Below are 15850 nucleotides of genomic sequence, written 5' to 3' on the forward strand. Positions count from 1 at the left end.
TGATACCATGTTCCATTCCCTTTTTGGCTATATTTTTGCAAATAAATTTAGGAACTGACAAAAACTTTCACACTTATGACCATTCCATTCAAATGTTTTGTCGAACAAGTTTCCATTCGAATAAAAAAACAAGCAGTTTCCTTGAAGAAAATGCTTGTTTTCACTTAGAAATCACTTATTGAGTCGTAACAAAATCCAACCATTGATTGACTTTATCCGTGTACCTTGAGATAAATAAATCGTGGGATTGGTCCCAGGTAACATGCCCCCTCCATTCATTCGAGGTCATTTGCGGCGTAATGAGTAATCCTTTTAGTTGAAGAAGGAGGAATTGCTTATCCATTTCTGAATGCTTCGATCCCTCTAGCGCCCGGTCAAATACCGTTTTGATGAGATGATTTTCCTTAGCCAGATAGGTAACCATTAGCTCACGAACAAATACAGAATCAATCGTTAATTCTCTTTGAATAAAACAAGTAAATTGATGTCTCTTTTGTTTATACTGTATAATGAACGAAACCATTTGTTTCAGTCTTTCTAAAGAAGGAGATTGTTCGGTTTGTTGCGTGATGACTTCTAACTCTTCTAAGTAACTTTCATAATAGGTTACTACGGCTGATTCTAACAAACCTTGCTTACTATTAAAATAATAGTTGATCAAGGACACATTGACAGCCGCTTTTTTCGCAATATCGCGAACAGAAGTGCCATGATATCCTTTGGCGTAAAACAATTGACAAGCAGCATCCATCACTTTTTGCCTTGTTACATTGTTTTTCATCTCGTTCAACTCCTTCTATCACTTTTTACGACATTGATGTACGGAGTCCTGCAAGATTCGCTCGTCAAATATCGAGCCTCTTGCTCAGAACACAAAGATTTTTGTCGTTTTTCCACTAAAGGGAGGGTTTATGTTGTTTGAAGTAAAAAATTACAGCGGTTCAAAAGAAAAAGATTACCAATTATTATTAAAACAATTAGAAGCTATTGTGATGGATGAATCCGACACAATCGCTAATTTATCAAATGCATCTGCATTACTCAACCAATTTTTAAGCGAAGTAAACTGGGTTGGCTTTTACATCTGGAAAGAGGAAGAAGCTGAGCTTGTATTAGGACCTTTCCAAGGGTTACCAGCATGTAATCGAATTAAATCTGGCCGTGGGGTTTGCGGTACATCCTTTGAAAAACAAGAAACACTGCGTGTAGAGGATGTTAATCAGTTTCCTGGCCACATTGCATGTGATGCCGCTAGCCAATCCGAAATCGTCGTTCCTATTATAAAGGATGGAAAAGGATTTGGAGTACTTGATATCGATAGTCCGATTACAAACCGTTTTGATGAAGAAGATCAAACGTATTTAGAGCAATTCGTAGAGATTTTAAAGAAATATATTTAATAGGTGATAAAGACTTGGTTTCTCCAAGTCTTTTGTTTTGCGTAAAGCATTTACTATTGACACAGCCATCTATAAATTTTATAATGTTCTTTGTGTAATGAAAAGGTAGCCTATGTGAACCGACGTTAGGATCATTTTGTTCCTTATTGGCAGTAGCCAATAACGGTGTATCGTGTAACTCTCTGCTGCTGGAGCGATGGTGCATAAAAACAAAATGACTTACGGACTAGGAACACACTGTCTTTTTTTATGCAAATCTTATATATAAAGGAGAAGATGTACAATGGCTCGCTATACAGGTTCTGTATGGAAAAAGTCTCGTCGTCTTGGTATTTCTTTAACTGGTACAGGTAAGGAATTAGATAAACGCCCTTACCCACCTGGACAACATGGTCCTAACCAACGTAAGAAATTATCAGAATATGGTTTACAACAACAAGAAAAACAAAAGCTTCGTTTCATGTATGGAATTAACGAACGTCAATTCCGTAATCTATTTGAAGCAGCTGGTAAAATGAAAGGTATTCATGGTGAAAACTTCATGATTCTTCTTGAATCTCGTTTAGATAACCTTGTTTACCGTCTAGGTCTTGCGCGTACTCGTAGACAAGCTCGTCAGCTTGTTAACCACGGACACGTAACTGTTGATGGAGGTCGTGTAGATATCCCATCTTATCGCGTTGCTCCTGGTCAAGTTATCGGACTTCGTGAGAAATCTCGTAACCTTGATATCGTAAAGGAATCTGTGGAAGCAAATAACTTCGTACCAGATTACTTAAGCTTTAACGAAGATGCTCTAGAAGGTACGTTTACACGTCTTCCTGAGCGTGCTGAGTTACCTGCTGAAATTAACGAAGCGCTTATTGTTGAGTTCTATTCTCGTTAATCTATATAGTTTGCAGATCAATACGAAAAAAATCCCGAAAATGTTGTTAAATCAACGTTTTTGGGATTTTTTATTAAGTTTGAAAACAATGCAGATAATGTACTGATTTGTGGCCAATACAATAACTAGCAGGGTAAGGATGAAAAGAACATTTTTGACTATATCCCTTTAAAATATTCCTTCAACTGATTTATCTCATAATTAACTATGATGTCGTTTTCTAAAATTAGGTGGTAAAACAAAGAAAAGCAAGCTATGCATGATAACCGTTTGACACCTAATTTTTAGAGAGTGCCCAGTCCTATCAATCTCATTTACACAGCACCGATTTTTTGAAAAATACTAAGAACTTTTTTACTGTTATGATATCCAATTAAGTTACCGTACTCAAAATCTTTTTGTGCTCTTGCTTCAAATTCTGTAATCCAGTTTCTTTTACCCGAACTATTTGATGGAGTTTGATACATATTAAAATCGTCTGGGACATGCGCGCGTGCATTTTGTTTTAAGTAATTGGAAGCTCTTTCGTTGTCAAATGTCATTACAGCTACTTCCTTTAAGGAAATCTCCCCACTATCATATAATGCCTTAGATATTGATTTTATATCGTCAAAGTTAGCATTCCGAACATTATATTTTCTAGCGAGTTCTCCCCATACATTAGAAAAATTACTTTTTTTGGAGGTGAAATCAGTTGTATGAGCCGAAGTATAATCATTAGAAGTCTTTTCAAGCGTTTCGGTTTGTTTGTTAGTAGATTTTGAGTACCAATTATGTACTTGTCTAGAAGACATAGTATCTACAATCATTTTTCATCACCTTTCATAATTGTGTTAATAATGTTCATTCTATCTAACATTGTATGCCAAGAGGTGAGTTTGAAAACCTTATCCAAATTCGGCAGTTACAATATATAAATCTTCTCCACCATGATTCTGGACAGAAGGTAATTCTTAGGGAGATATGGAAAATTTTTCATTACACTGGACACTCCTATCTTATATCGGTAGAAGATAAAATTCATTTAGTACTTATTGTAGATAATTACATGATCTAGTAATACTTAAAAGTCTTGTAAAAATTCTTACTTACAACGGACTAAAACTTACACTTGCTACACTTCTCCACCGACAAGGTAAACAAGAAGTAAGTATAAAGAAGAAGAAACTGTTCACTTATTTTTTTATAGCTTTAAAGAGCCAATTCTGGATAAAGCAAGGCTAGACGTTGATTGCATAAAGGGGTGGGAGAACGGTACAGGGATATACAATGGGACATCAAGTATCCTACGCAGTACCAATATATGATAGAATTATCCCCTCCCTAGCAACAAAAATAATGGCTTCACACACCCTATTAGTCTAAAATTCTTATTCGACTTCTTTAATAACATGTGATTTCATTAAAAATATCAATGAAAATACTACAATTAAAGCTCCACACAACAACATAACATTTGAAATAGTAAGATTCAAAACAAGAGCAAAAGAAACAACCCCATAAGATAATGGTACCAATCCATTTGAAAAAGCATTTACAATACTCATAACTCTACCAATTTTGTCTTGATTACTTTTTTCTTGAATTACGGAGATTAAGTTAACATTTATTATCGAGGATATAGTGCCCATTGAGATTAATAAAATTATTCCTTGCCATGTAAATTGAATCTGACCAAGAATAAATAAAAAGAAACCTAAAGATGTTATCAATACAAGAATTGTTTTTCCTCGTTTCTTTTTATAATTTAGTAATCCAACTAAAATAGCACCCGCAAACATACCGCCTTGATAAGAACTTTGTAAAAAACTAAGATCAAGGGCTTTTCCATTTAATACGTTATAAACCAATAATGGGATACCTATGAGCAATGGACCAAAGAAAAAAAAGTTGATTATAACAAGAATTATTATTATGTTTTTTAGGAATTTCATATTCCATACATATGAAATTCCTTCTCGGAGTTGATTTTTTGTAGAAAGTGAAATAGAGTCATAATTGTTTTTTTCTTCATTAATAAATAAAGATAAAATAAACGTAAATAATAAGAGTAGTGCGACAATTGAAAGTAAGAGATCGAACGATCCTACTGTAAGTAACCAACCACCTATCATGGGACCCGAAAAAAGAGCAATTTGATTAGATGTTTGTATAAAGGAGTTTGCTCTTGTCAGGTCTTCTTTTGATACTAAGGTTGTGAGTAATGATGTATTGGCAGGCGAGAAAAATGCATCAAGTGTACCAAAGAAAAATGCAAAGCATGTAAGCACAATTATTTCAAGTAAGTCTAACTTCAACAAAACAATCATAGCTAAGATTAAACCAAATCTAAAAAAACTCGAATAGAACATAATCTTAGATTTTTTAAAACGATCAGCCAAAACTCCTCCAAAAAACATAAAAATAACTCTAGGAATCATAGTTACCATCATAACTATTCCTAATATTTTTTCCTCCTTGAGGACTGTAATAATATACCATTGTTCAGTGATTAGATATGTTGATAATGCTAAAAATGAAGCAGAACTAGTTAACCATAAAAAGATAAAAGAGCGATTTGCTAACAGACTTTTTTTCTTTTGTGTGTCATTACATATAACCTTTTCGACTTCCACATAACCCGCTCCTTTAAGTTTGGGGATCTATGACTAGTCCCTATTCACAAAAAGTTTTTCTTCAATTTCAAATGCAGTACTCATTAAATAATAGATACGCTTTTCACTCTCACTATCATCCGTCTTAAGTGTGTTTATTAACTCTCTATATTTTTTTGTGAATTCTAAAAACTTTTCTTTGCTAACTGTAAATTCAGTTTGCATTGATAAACTATTCCATTTTTCCACATTAGAGGTTTGTATTTCAAATGATTTATCAGGAGCAGTAATAACTCTTGTTTTGGCTCTATCTAAGACTTCTAAATATGATTGCCTTGTTGAATCGCTTGTCTCAGTAAAATTGAGAAGATGATCTGCAGGAATAAAACCTTTTGCTACTGCTTGATAATATTTTAGAATATTACCTTTTTTCTCAACTTTTTTTACTAATCGGATGATACCGTGTTTTTCAAGTTCACGTAGGTGATACAATATTTTAGCTCTAGATAAATTTAGTGCTTCTGCTAACATGTGACCTGTATGCGGTTGTTCAATAAGATACATTAACATTTTAGTACGTAAAGGATCACTAATTGCTTTTAATTGTTCATATGAATCAATTATTAAAATTGATTTTTGTTCCATTTATAAAAAAACTCCTTTAACCGGTTAAATTTTATTAACCTGATTTTACCCTATCGGTAATAACTTGTAAAGTATGAAGGGTAATTTTTATGGTTAATTTGATAATTAGTATGAAAGTGGATTTTGTAAGTAACAAGTGCTTAGTGATACTAATAGAGGTGTTAAACCTATTCATTGGATAATTGATTAAATTCTCATAATGGGTGCAGAATATTGTTCTTTTGATACAACCAATATAAATTTTATAAATTAAATTTGGTGTAAGGAAATTAACCCATAGTTTGAAAACAACTTGAAGTTGGAGACTTTATATTCCGCTCTTATCAAACTAGTGAACCAATATTGGATTTTCGCAGAATCACAGAAAAAAAGCCCATATAAAATGCTGATATCTCTGCATTTTATAGGCTTCTTTTTTACTCTTAGAAATTTGTAGTGATCATAAAGATAGTGAAAATAGATCCTTATGCTCTCTTTGCTTGAAGTTTAGGAAACAACAAATGGAGTTACGTGAATAAGATGATGATGCATATAATCTGGTACTAAAAGCTATCGATACACGTCATCGATAGCTGATTGGTTTTGGGACTAATAACAGTAATAGCAGCCTCCGCTTCCAAGAGCGTAGCGGTCCGTCTCTGCGCGCTGTTCCCACCACCAATGGCGACTACTGGTCTATCTTTTATATTTAGGATGAACGGAATATTACCCATGACTACCACTTTTCCTTCTTTCTAGTTCAGCACTAATTAAAAAAAGATGTGACCTTGCTTCTTCCACCCGTTCCAGTAAGGCTAGCCTCATAATCGGATGATTCCCTAATGGGAAACAGAGGACAACTTTCATATCTCCCCGATTTGCTTCTTCTACTTTCTCTTGCATGTACCGAAACAACCACCCATCAAACCATAAATACGGGAGGATTATCGTCAATCCGCCCCGATTCCGTACCATCTCCAACGCCTCCTCAAAAGAAGGATGTACTGCAGCAAGAAAACAAATCTCTATATCAGCTGAAACGTTGGCGCTTAACTTTTCTGCTATTTCCTTGATGTCCTTTTTTGTCTCCGGCATGTAACTTCCTCTACCTACCAATAGTATGGTATGAGGTTCATTTAGGGAGGCTACCTTATCCAATATCCTCTCTTCTAGGACGTTTACAATTCGCTGCTGAACGCCAAGTGGTCGTCCATAACAAAAGGAGACCTCTGGATATTTAATTTGCATGGCTTGAATCGTTAACGGTATGTCCCGATAAGCATGGGTCGCGCATAACAGCAATACCGGAATGACTGAAATTTTATGGGCACCTTGTTTGACTAGCTTATCTACTCCTTCTTCAATCGAAGGAGAAAGAATTTCTAGGAAACAGATTTCTTGTAACGGTACTTGCATATGCGCTTGAACAGACTTTAGGAATTGGACTGCCTCCTGTTTTCCTTCTTTTATCCGCGTACCATGACTTACATAGAGTACACCTTCCATCACTGCTTCCTCCTTCAACTAGAAGAGACTAGTTACTTTCTGCCGTGATTTCTCTGTTTCTTCAAACCATTGGATATACTCATGTAAACGAACTACCTCTCCAATTACAATCATCGAAGGATTCTTGATTTCGTCTATTCGATTCATGAAGTCTCCTAAGGTTCCTATTATTGTATGTTGACTGGTCGTTGTTCCCCAATGAATAGCTGCAGCTGGTGTGTCCCCATCCATCCCATGATAAAGTAGTTTTTCACATATTTCAGGCAACCTTTTTACTCCCATGTAAATGCATAGTGTTTCCACACTATTCGCCAAGTGTGTCCAATACTCCTTTGTGTCTTTATCTGGGTTATAGCCGGAAATAAACGTAACAGAGGAGCTAATATTTCGATGCGTTAATGGGATTCCAGCATAAGCTGGAGCAGCTATTCCCGACGTAATACCAGGAATAACTTCAAATGAGATTCCTCGTTTCTGCAAAACAGCGGCTTCCTCTCCACCTCTTCCAAAAATAAAAGGATCCCCACCCTTTAATCGTACGACTATTTTACGTTCCTCCCCATATTGACAGAGGAGTTCGTTAATATATTCTTGCTTTACATAGTGCTGTCCAGGAATTTTACCACAGTAAATTAATTCAGTATTTGGCTTAGCATATTCTAGTAGTTCTTCGTTCACTAGACGATCGTAAAGTATTACGTCTGCTTCCTTTATAACTCTTAAGCCTTTTAAAGTGAGAAGCTCAGGGTCTCCAGGGCCTGCTCCAACTAAATAAACCTTGCTCATATTCCTCTCCACCTTTTCGTTAAAATTCGATCCAGTAAATCGTTACAATCGTAGTGACAATAACAATCAAGCTTAAAGGCAATCCCACTTTAAAATAATCCGAAAATCGATATCCTCCAGGGTGATACACAATTAAATTCGTCTGATACCCAATTGGGGAAAGAAAACTTGCAGATGCACTAATTGTGATTAATATAAAAAACGGAAGTGGATCCTGTTGTAATTGATTCGCTGCTTCTAAGGCAATCGGAAACATAAACACAGCAGCCGCATTATTTGTAATAATTTCCGTGAACACAACCGTGATGAAGGATAAAAAAAAGAGAACCCCTATCTCTCCATATGGAAGGGATACATGGATTAAAGACGTAGAAATCAAGCTTGCAGCACCCGTCTTAAGCAACGCTTCACCTATCCCAAATGCACTCGCGATTAAAAGCAGAACATTCGGTTGAATAAAGCTCTTCGCTTCCTCAATAGAGATGATACGTAATAGCAAATAAAGAACAACAGCGATACTCATTGCGGCAAACATAGATAATAAATGAAAGGAAACGAAAAAAATCATCAGTGCCATGATCAACATAGAACCCCATGCTTTCCATCTACTCATTCGGTTTAAAAAAGGGTAGCTTTCAACTGGTGTAACCATATAAAAATCATGAGAAAGATTAAGTCGTTCTTCAAAGTCTTTCCCTGTTAATAACACCAAGGTATCACCCGGTCTCAAAACAATTTCTCCAATCTTCCCTTCCATATGTACACGATTTCGGTGAATAGCAATAACCCCGGCATCGTATTTTGTTCGAAAATCGGTATCTCTGATTCTCTGGTAAAGAAGATTAGATTGATGGGAAAGAACAACTTCCATTAACCGACCTTTTCCATTACGAAAGCGTTCCAGATTTGTTGTTGTTCCAGTTGATAACGTTAATCCTTTTCTTGTATCTAGTTCTCCCATTTTCGAAATTTGTCCAGTGAATATTAAATGGTCGTTTCCTTTTATCATGGTGGAGCTATTTACAGGATAAATACGTTCTTCATTTCGAATAATTGCGATTAAATAAACATAATCGAGATTATGTAAGTTCGCTTCTTCTACTGTTTTATTTATGATTGGATTATCTAAATAAGGATAGTTATCTTCTACGATCATCTCCATCAAATACTCTTTTTCCTTTTCATAGGAGTAAGTATTGGATACCTTGTAGCTTGGAAGTAGTTTAAATCCAACTGTAACGAGATAGCCCAATCCCAGTAGACAAGCAGGTAAGCTATAAGGTGCTAATGTAAACAAGGAATAGCCTTCCATCCCATTTTCTAGTAGTAAACCATGAACGACCAAATTCGTTGAAGTTCCCATTACCGTTAAAATACCACCTAAGATAGATGCATAGGAAAGCGGAATAAGAAACTTAGACGGCGCAAGGTTCTGATTCTGACACCACTTATGAATAATAGGCGTTAAGGTTGCTACGATTGGTGTATTATTTAAAAATGCGGACACTCCGGTAATAGGAACGACCAAGCGGATGAGAGAACGACGAGGTGAATCACTACTCCGTACTAACTTTGCAATTGTCCGTTCCATTAGACCACTCTTTTGGATAGTACCTGCCACGATAAAGAGTAGGGCAACTGTAAGCATTCCTTCATTCGCAAAGCCAGCAATGGCTTCTTCTGTTGTTATAACACCCGCACCTAACAGACAGGTTAGAGCTACGAACACGATAATTTCAGGTCTAGTAATTTCTTTTATCAAACAAACCATCATCATAAAGACGACGATTACCGTATATATCATTTCCCATGTCATTCCATACCTCCCCCTGCATCAAGAGAGCCATCTACAGCACTATAGGTAAATCAACTGCTTTTGCTCTAGGTAGTCTACGATCACTTGTACGGATTGATGAACCGTTTGTGTTTCTGAATCAATGATAATTTCTGGATTCGCCGGTTCTTCGTAGGGTGCATCAATCCCAGTGAAATCTTTGATTATTCCGGAACGTGCTTTTTTATATAGACCTTTCGGATCTCTTTGTTCACACACTTCTACACTCGCCTGGACATAGACTTCAATAAACTCATGGTCATCCAATAGATTACGAATTCTATTTCGATCTTCACGAAATGGAGAAATGAATGCCGCTAACGTGAATAAACCCGCATCCACCATCAGCTTCGAAACTTCGCCTATACGACGAATGTTTTCTTCTCTGTCATTAGGACTGAATCCTAAATCCTTGTTTAAACCATGTCGAACGTTATCCCCATCGAGTCGATAAGTATGAATCCCTTTCTCGAATAAAACTTTTTCAAGTTCAACGGATAGTGTAGATTTTCCCGATCCAGAAAGTCCTGTAAACCAAAGTAAGGCACTCTTATGCTGATTAAGCTGCCTCCGATCCGATTTACTTATCTCGGATTCGTGCCATACGATATGATTCAGATTATTACTCATATTTACCTCCCTGTTCTTTCCTGTAATACGGGCTCTTTTAATGCTTTTATTAATACCTCTGCAACCTCTGGCCGTGAGAATTCTTTCGGTAACGATTCCCCGTTACGAAGCTTTTCACGAACCTTCGTTCCACTTAAATGAACATGATACGCTTTATCATGTGGACAGGTTTTGGCTGAAGCCATGTTCTCACATTTTTCACAATAAAACGCATGCTCAAATTTAAAAATATTAATTCCTAGCTCCACTTCATATTGACCGATCAATTCTTGTGCCTCGTACGTACCATAGTAATCGCCGACACCCGCATGATCACGACCGACAATAAAGTGAGTGCAGCCATAATTTTTTCGAACAATTGCATGTAAAATGGCTTCTTTTGGTCCTGCATATCGCATGGCAGCTGGATAAATAACTAAACGTGTGCGTTCCGCTGGAAAGTAATGCTGAAGAATCACTTGATAGCTTTCCATCCGAACGGCAGCTGAAATATCGTCCGATTTCGTTTCCCCAACTAAAGGATTAAGAAGCAATCCATCTACCGCTTCTAACGCTATTTTTTGAATATACTCGTGTGCGCGATGAACCGGATTTCTCGTTTGGAATCCAACTATAGTTTTCCATCCTAATTGTTGAAACATTTCTCTCGTTTCACGAGGGTCCATATAAAAGGATGTAAACCTCGTTTTCGAACGATTCAATAGCGTAATTGGACCCGCAATATTCACCTCTCCCCGTTCAAATACTTTTTGAACACCAGGATGCGCTCTGTCTGCTGTTCCATATACTTTTCTAGCTTCTAATTCTTTATCATAGTCAAACACTTCTTCTAAAAGCAGCGTCCCATAAATGATTCCGTCTTCTCCTTTTAAAGCAATCTGTTCCCCAACATGCAAATGGCGAGCTTGTGCATGTGAAACAGATAGAGTGATGGGAATACTCCAAACAGTACCATCTCCAAGTCGAGTATGATGAATGACGGATAGATAATCCTGCTGTCCCATGAAACCAGTAAGCGGACTAAATCCACCAATCCCGATTAATTCCAAATCTGAAATTTCCCATGAAGAAATCGTTAAGGTTGGTAAGGATTTAGCTCTTGCTAAGGCCTCGCTTCTTTCTTCACGAGATAGCTCACGATTTACTAACACTCCACCATGTGGTTGATTCGTCATGATACGCACCTCCAAAGTATTATTATTTCTCGAATTCCACTGGGTCTGTATGAAAATCTAATCCGGATGTTACCTCTGCAACATACCCCGCTCGAATCACAAAATCTCCAAAGCGTTCTTTTGCATAACGTTCTTTTGCATAAGCCTGAAGAATTGGTCTGAGCGTCTGAAGAATTTCATCTTCGCCTATATTTTCTTTATACAACTTGTTTAGCCGATCACCATGAAAGCTTGCACCTAAATACAAGTTATATTTTCCTGGTGCCTTTCCGATAAAGCCGATTTCTGCTAAAGCTGGTCGAGCACATCCGTTTGGACAACCTGTCATCCGGATTGTAATTTCCTCTTCCCGTAATCCAGCTTCATCCAATAAAATTTCTAGTTTATCAATTAAGGTAGGAAGGTAACGCTCCGATTCTGCCATGGCAAGGCCACAAGTGGGAAATGCCACACAAGCCATAGAATTGCGCCGAAGTGCAGAATTTTCTTTTCCATCCATGAGACCATATTGTTCTACTAATCTTTCAATCTGCGGCATCATTTGATCCGTTACATTGCTGATAATTAAATTTTGGTTAGCTGTTAATCGAAAGTCTCCCTGATGGACACCCGCAATTTCTCGAATTGCTGTCTTAAGCTTATACGTTTCGGTATCCAAGATTCTCCCATTTTGTATAAACAAGGTTAGATGCCATTTTCCATCTCCTTTCACCCAACCATAGCGGTCTCCGTTATGATCAAATTTATAAGGACGTGAGGGACCTAACTCCCAACCTAATCGTCGGTTTAATTCCTCCAAGACCCATTCCGTTCCCAATCGATCAACTGTGTATTTGAAGCGAGCGTGCTTTCGACTAGACCTATTCCCATAGTCCCGTTGTATGGTTACAATTTTTTCCGCCACTTCTACCGCCTTATCCTTTGAACAAAAACCTATGACTCTCCCAATCTGTGGATAGGTTGTCGTATCTCCATGTGTACTCCCCATTCCACCGCCAATTGTAACGTTATATCCAACTAACTTGTCGTGTTCCATAATCGCAATGAATCCAAGGTCTTGGGAATAAACATCGATGTCATTGGAAGGAGGGACCGCAATCCCTATTTTGAACTTTCTAGGTAAGTAAAGATTTCCGTATATAGGTTCTTCCTCTTCCCGACTATCTATCAGCTTGTCACCATCCAACCAAATCTCATGATAAGCCTTCGTTTTCGGTAATAGATGTGCACTGATTTGTTGCGCACTTTTATGCACTTCCGCATGGATGTCAGACTGAAATGGATTGGAAACGGACATGACGTTTCGGTTCACATCGCCACAGGCTGCGATCGTATCTAGTAAGACTTGGTGAATATGTTGCAGCGTTGGCTTCATATTCCATTTTAAAATCCCATGTAGCTGAAAGGTTTGACGAGTGGTTAGCTTTATCGTCCTATTTCCATATTGATCACTCAGTTGATCCAATTTAAGCCACTGCTCTGGTGTTGCGACTCCTCCCGGTAGCCGAACACGAAGCATAAATTGATAGGCAGGTTCAAGCATTTGTTTTTTACGTTCATGACGTATATCCCTATCATCCTGCATATAACTTCCGTGAAATTTTAGTAGCTTACTATCCTCATCTGGAATTCCTGCAGTTATCTGGTTTGCAAAGCTTTCCACTAATTGCCCTCTTAAATAGTTACTATCTTCTTTTATTTTTTCCATCTCACTTGGTGGTCCCGCTTCAAATGGAAACTTCTTAGTCATACTAAACCCCTTTCCATTAATACACATCACGTTGATAGCGTTTCTGTTCACGAAGCTTTGCGATGAAAGCTTCCGCTTCATCTCGACTTTTGTTCCCTTCTTGTTCCACTATCGAAAGAAGCGCTTGATGAACGTCCTTTGCCATATGCTTTTCATCACCACAAACATAGAGATACGCTCCTTCTACTAACCAATCAAAAAGCTCCTTGCTTTTCTCCAACATACGGTGCTGTACATAAACCTTTTCCGCATTATCTCGAGAAAAGGCGACATCTAGCTTCGTAAGAACCCCTTCTTGGAGCCATTTTTGCCACTGGACTTGGTATAAAAAATCCGTCCTAAAGTGCTGGTCCCCGAAGAATAACCATGATTTCCCCGGTGCACCAATTGCTTCTCGTTCTTCTAGAAATGATCGGTATGGAGCAACGCCAGTTCCAGCACCAATCATAATAATCGGAGCATCTGGGTTTTGAGGTAACCGAAAACTATCGTTCCTTTGAATAAAAATGGGTAATCGATCGCCAATTTCAACTTGTTCTGCTATATGGCCGGAGCAAACACCAAGTCGATCACGTCCATTTTTGTTGTATCGAACCGTTCGGATCGTTACGTGTACTTCATCTGGACTAGATCGTAGACTGTTGGCAATTGAATAAAGACGTACTGGAAGCTTACGGAAAAGGTTAGGTATCTCAGTAGCTGGCAAGTTCCACGGTCCAAAATCTTGTAAAGCGTCTAGTAGGTCTCTACCTTCTAAATAGTCCTTCATATCTTTTCTATCATCGGAACGGATAAGTGCTTTTAATGTTTCTGATTCAGAGAATCTCGATAATTTTTCTAACAATGGCTTTGTCAGCTTCGTAGTTTCATAGATAGATGTAAGTGCTTTTCGCGTAGTGATTGTTCCAATATCTTTTCCAATAGAAATTTGTTCATCTGGATTCCATCCCATAAATTCCATGATGTCATCCACCAATCTAGGATGGTTAACAGGGATAATTCCTAGGCTATCCCCAGGATCAAAATGTAAGTTAGATCCTTCTAAATCTAATACTAGATGACGCGTTTCTTTATTTGAACCACGTCCGTTAATATTGATGTTTTCTAGAATTTCAGCTTCAAATGGATTTTTCTTTGAATAGGAAACAGAAGATGTAGCTTCAACAATCGTTGCCTTAGGAAAATTCTTCTGTTCCCCTTGCTCCTTACAAAGAAGTGCTAGAACTTGTTCCATCCACTCTGTTGCGGGTTCCTCAAAATCTAAGTCACAATCTTTTCTTGGAAAAAATCGCTCCGCACCTAACTCCTCTAGGCGTTGATCAAACGCTTTTCCTGTTTGGCAAAAATACTCATAACTACTATCTCCAAGGGCTAAAACAGAGAATCGAACATCATGAAGCTTTGGTGCTCGATTACTATGCAAAAATTCATAAAAAGAAACAGCGTTATCGGGCGGATCACCATCTCCATGCGTACTCGTAATAATCAGTAAATCCTCGACCTGTTTTAGAGTCTTTGGTTTAAATTCATCCATGAGAAACAAAGATACTTGTTTGTTATTCTCTTTTAATTGCTTGGTGAAATCCTCTGCTAATTGTTGGGCATTCCCTGTATCCGTACCATAAAGTATCGTTATCCCACGAGAAGGAGCTTCCGAGTTTAGAGTAGTTTGGAACGCCTTTTCCTGCTTTTCGGTCGGAAGAGCAGCTAAAAATCCACTTAACCACATGCGTTGGTTTTCAGTGAGGTTAGGAAGAAGTTGATTTAAAAGCTCCGCTTGTTGTTGGTTAAATGGACTGTTCTTTTCCTGTAATTGCAACTATGTCACCTCCTAAATTCAGTCCTATGTAACTCTGGAAATCAATCCTCTTTTTCTAACGAAGGATGAAGACCACATTCCGTTTTATTCGTTCCTTGCCACCTACCAGCACGACTATCCCCTACTCCATCCTCGACCGCAGATGTACAAGGAATGCAACCGATACTTGGAAAGTTATATTCATGCAATTCGTTATATGGAACTTGATGCTGATGGATATATTGCCATACATCTTCCCACGTCCAATAAATAAGTGGACAAATTTTTATAGATTGAAAGCGTCTATCTTTATTTACGAAATTTGTCTTTGCTCTGCTAAGAGACTGCTCTCTTCTTAGACCCGAAATCCAAGCAGTTACACTGGATAATTCCTCTTCCAGAGGCTTTACTTTCCTTATATAACAGCATTGATCGGGATTTCTTTTCCATAATGCAGACCCATGTTCAGCAGATTGGTCCTCTAACGACAACTCTGGCTTTTTCATTTTTATTTGAAGCCGTGGATACTTGCTCTTTACTCTATCAATTAATTTGTACGTTTCAGGGAAATGAAGCTCTGTATCTAAAAACAATAGGTTTGCATCTTCTTTAACCTGGGATATGAGATCAATTAAAACCATTCCCTCTGCCCCCATACTACAAGAATAAATTAGCGAATCCTGGTAGACATGGTACGCCCACTCTAGAATCGTTCGGGCCCCTTTCCATTCATCTGTCGGCCGCCAATCTTCAAATGGATCTACGCTGAAATTTTCGTAGGAAAGCATCTTCATGAAAACTCCCTTCCGGTATAGGAAACTATCCTGAAACAGGACCAAGATATTCTTAGAATCAAGCTCCCATCCC

15 protein-coding genes are annotated in these 15850 nt (G+C 37.7%); 2 read left to right on the forward strand and 13 right to left on the reverse strand.

Annotation, left to right across the window (positions count from 1 at the left end; all coding sequences use genetic code 11):
* Positions 1 to 175: 175 nt before the first annotated feature.
* A complete protein-coding gene (refZ, locus tag FN924_RS12140) occupies positions 176 to 781 on the reverse strand; it encodes a forespore capture DNA-binding protein RefZ (RefSeq protein ID WP_143894839.1) in 606 nt (201 codons plus the stop codon).
* Positions 782 to 914: 133 nt separating this feature from the next.
* Between refZ and FN924_RS12145 the strand changes: the two genes are divergently transcribed.
* Both FN924_RS12145 and rpsD read left to right on the forward strand, forming a co-directional pair.
* Positions 915 to 1400 carry a GAF domain-containing protein gene (locus tag FN924_RS12145; RefSeq protein WP_143894841.1) on the forward strand — a complete coding sequence of 162 codons (486 nt, stop codon included), beginning with the start codon at positions 915 to 917 and terminating at the stop codon, positions 1398 to 1400.
* Positions 1401 to 1683: 283 nt separating this feature from the next.
* Entirely contained in the window at positions 1684 to 2286 is a 603-nt protein-coding gene (rpsD, locus tag FN924_RS12150; RefSeq protein WP_143894843.1) for a 30S ribosomal protein S4, read from the forward strand.
* A 314-nt stretch (positions 2287 to 2600) separates the two neighbouring features.
* Here the strand turns inward: rpsD and FN924_RS12155 are convergent, their stop codons facing one another.
* The 12 genes from FN924_RS12155 to FN924_RS12210 form a co-directional block, all read right to left on the reverse strand.
* Positions 2601 to 3095, reverse strand: a complete 495-nt coding sequence (locus FN924_RS12155) for a hypothetical protein (RefSeq protein ID WP_143894845.1) — start codon at positions 3093 to 3095, stop codon at positions 2601 to 2603.
* A gap of 561 nt (positions 3096 to 3656) precedes the next feature.
* On the reverse strand, positions 3657 to 4901 hold the full coding sequence (locus FN924_RS12160; RefSeq protein WP_143894846.1) for an MFS transporter: 1245 nt from the start codon (positions 4899 to 4901) through the stop codon (positions 3657 to 3659).
* A gap of 33 nt (positions 4902 to 4934) precedes the next feature.
* Positions 4935 to 5525, reverse strand: a complete 591-nt coding sequence (locus tag FN924_RS12165; protein WP_143894848.1) for an ArsR/SmtB family transcription factor — start codon at positions 5523 to 5525, stop codon at positions 4935 to 4937.
* Between the two features lie 542 nt (positions 5526 to 6067).
* Positions 6068 to 6238 (reverse strand): NAD(P)-dependent oxidoreductase, encoded by a 171-nt coding sequence (locus FN924_RS12170; protein WP_143894850.1) that lies wholly within the window; start codon positions 6236 to 6238, stop codon positions 6068 to 6070.
* Positions 6231 to 7010, reverse strand: a complete 780-nt coding sequence (locus tag FN924_RS12175; RefSeq protein WP_143894853.1) for a sirohydrochlorin chelatase — start codon at positions 7008 to 7010, stop codon at positions 6231 to 6233. Before FN924_RS12175 ends, FN924_RS12170 begins: the two co-directional genes overlap by 8 nt.
* Before the next feature lie 18 nt (positions 7011 to 7028).
* Positions 7029 to 7796: a uroporphyrinogen-III C-methyltransferase gene (cobA, locus tag FN924_RS12180; RefSeq protein ID WP_143894855.1), complete on the reverse strand. Its 768-nt coding sequence runs from the start codon at positions 7794 to 7796 to the stop codon at positions 7029 to 7031.
* A 19-nt stretch (positions 7797 to 7815) separates the two neighbouring features.
* Positions 7816 to 9612 (reverse strand): SLC13 family permease, encoded by a 1797-nt coding sequence (locus tag FN924_RS12185; RefSeq protein ID WP_143894857.1) that lies wholly within the window; start codon positions 9610 to 9612, stop codon positions 7816 to 7818.
* Positions 9613 to 9651: 39 nt separating this feature from the next.
* Positions 9652 to 10260 carry an adenylyl-sulfate kinase gene (gene cysC, locus FN924_RS12190; RefSeq protein ID WP_143894859.1) on the reverse strand — a complete coding sequence of 203 codons (609 nt, stop codon included), beginning with the start codon at positions 10258 to 10260 and terminating at the stop codon, positions 9652 to 9654.
* A 2-nt stretch (positions 10261 to 10262) separates the two neighbouring features.
* Entirely contained in the window at positions 10263 to 11435 is a 1173-nt protein-coding gene (gene sat / locus FN924_RS12195; RefSeq protein ID WP_143894861.1) for a sulfate adenylyltransferase, read from the reverse strand.
* Between the two features lie 22 nt (positions 11436 to 11457).
* A complete protein-coding gene (gene cysI / locus FN924_RS12200; RefSeq protein WP_143894874.1) occupies positions 11458 to 13185 on the reverse strand; it encodes an assimilatory sulfite reductase (NADPH) hemoprotein subunit in 1728 nt (575 codons plus the stop codon).
* Positions 13186 to 13201: 16 nt separating this feature from the next.
* Complete coding sequence (locus FN924_RS12205) at positions 13202 to 15004, reverse strand: assimilatory sulfite reductase (NADPH) flavoprotein subunit (protein WP_143894876.1); 1803 nt, start codon at positions 15002 to 15004, stop codon at positions 13202 to 13204.
* A gap of 41 nt (positions 15005 to 15045) precedes the next feature.
* Entirely contained in the window at positions 15046 to 15771 is a 726-nt protein-coding gene (locus FN924_RS12210; RefSeq protein ID WP_143897207.1) for a phosphoadenylyl-sulfate reductase, read from the reverse strand.
* Between the last annotated feature and the right edge of the window lie 79 nt (positions 15772 to 15850).

Origin of the sequence: Radiobacillus deserti (assembly GCF_007301515.1) — a bacterium.
Lineage (GTDB): Bacteria > Bacillota > Bacilli > Bacillales > Amphibacillaceae > Radiobacillus > Radiobacillus deserti.

Coding starts and splice junctions, on each gene's coding strand:
- FN924_RS12155 (WP_143894845.1), bottom strand. CDS start 3,095: ATGATTGTAGATACTATGTCTTCTAGACAAGTACATAATTGGTACTCA.
- cysC (WP_143894859.1), bottom strand. CDS start 10,260: ATGAGTAATAATCTGAATCATATCGTATGGCACGAATCCGAGATAAGT.
- FN924_RS12175 (WP_143894853.1), bottom strand. CDS start 7,010: ATGGAAGGTGTACTCTATGTAAGTCATGGTACGCGGATAAAAGAAGGA.
- cobA (WP_143894855.1), bottom strand. CDS start 7,796: ATGAGCAAGGTTTATTTAGTTGGAGCAGGCCCTGGAGACCCTGAGCTT.
- sat (WP_143894861.1), bottom strand. CDS start 11,435: ATGACGAATCAACCACATGGTGGAGTGTTAGTAAATCGTGAGCTATCT.
- cysI (WP_143894874.1), bottom strand. CDS start 13,185: ATGACTAAGAAGTTTCCATTTGAAGCGGGACCACCAAGTGAGATGGAA.
- FN924_RS12170 (WP_143894850.1), bottom strand. CDS start 6,238: ATGGGTAATATTCCGTTCATCCTAAATATAAAAGATAGACCAGTAGTC.
- FN924_RS12210 (WP_143897207.1), bottom strand. CDS start 15,771: ATGCTTTCCTACGAAAATTTCAGCGTAGATCCATTTGAAGATTGGCGG.
- rpsD (WP_143894843.1), top strand. CDS start 1,684: ATGGCTCGCTATACAGGTTCTGTATGGAAAAAGTCTCGTCGTCTTGGT.
- refZ (WP_143894839.1), bottom strand. CDS start 781: ATGAAAAACAATGTAACAAGGCAAAAAGTGATGGATGCTGCTTGTCAA.
- FN924_RS12165 (WP_143894848.1), bottom strand. CDS start 5,525: ATGGAACAAAAATCAATTTTAATAATTGATTCATATGAACAATTAAAA.
- FN924_RS12185 (WP_143894857.1), bottom strand. CDS start 9,612: ATGACATGGGAAATGATATATACGGTAATCGTCGTCTTTATGATGATG.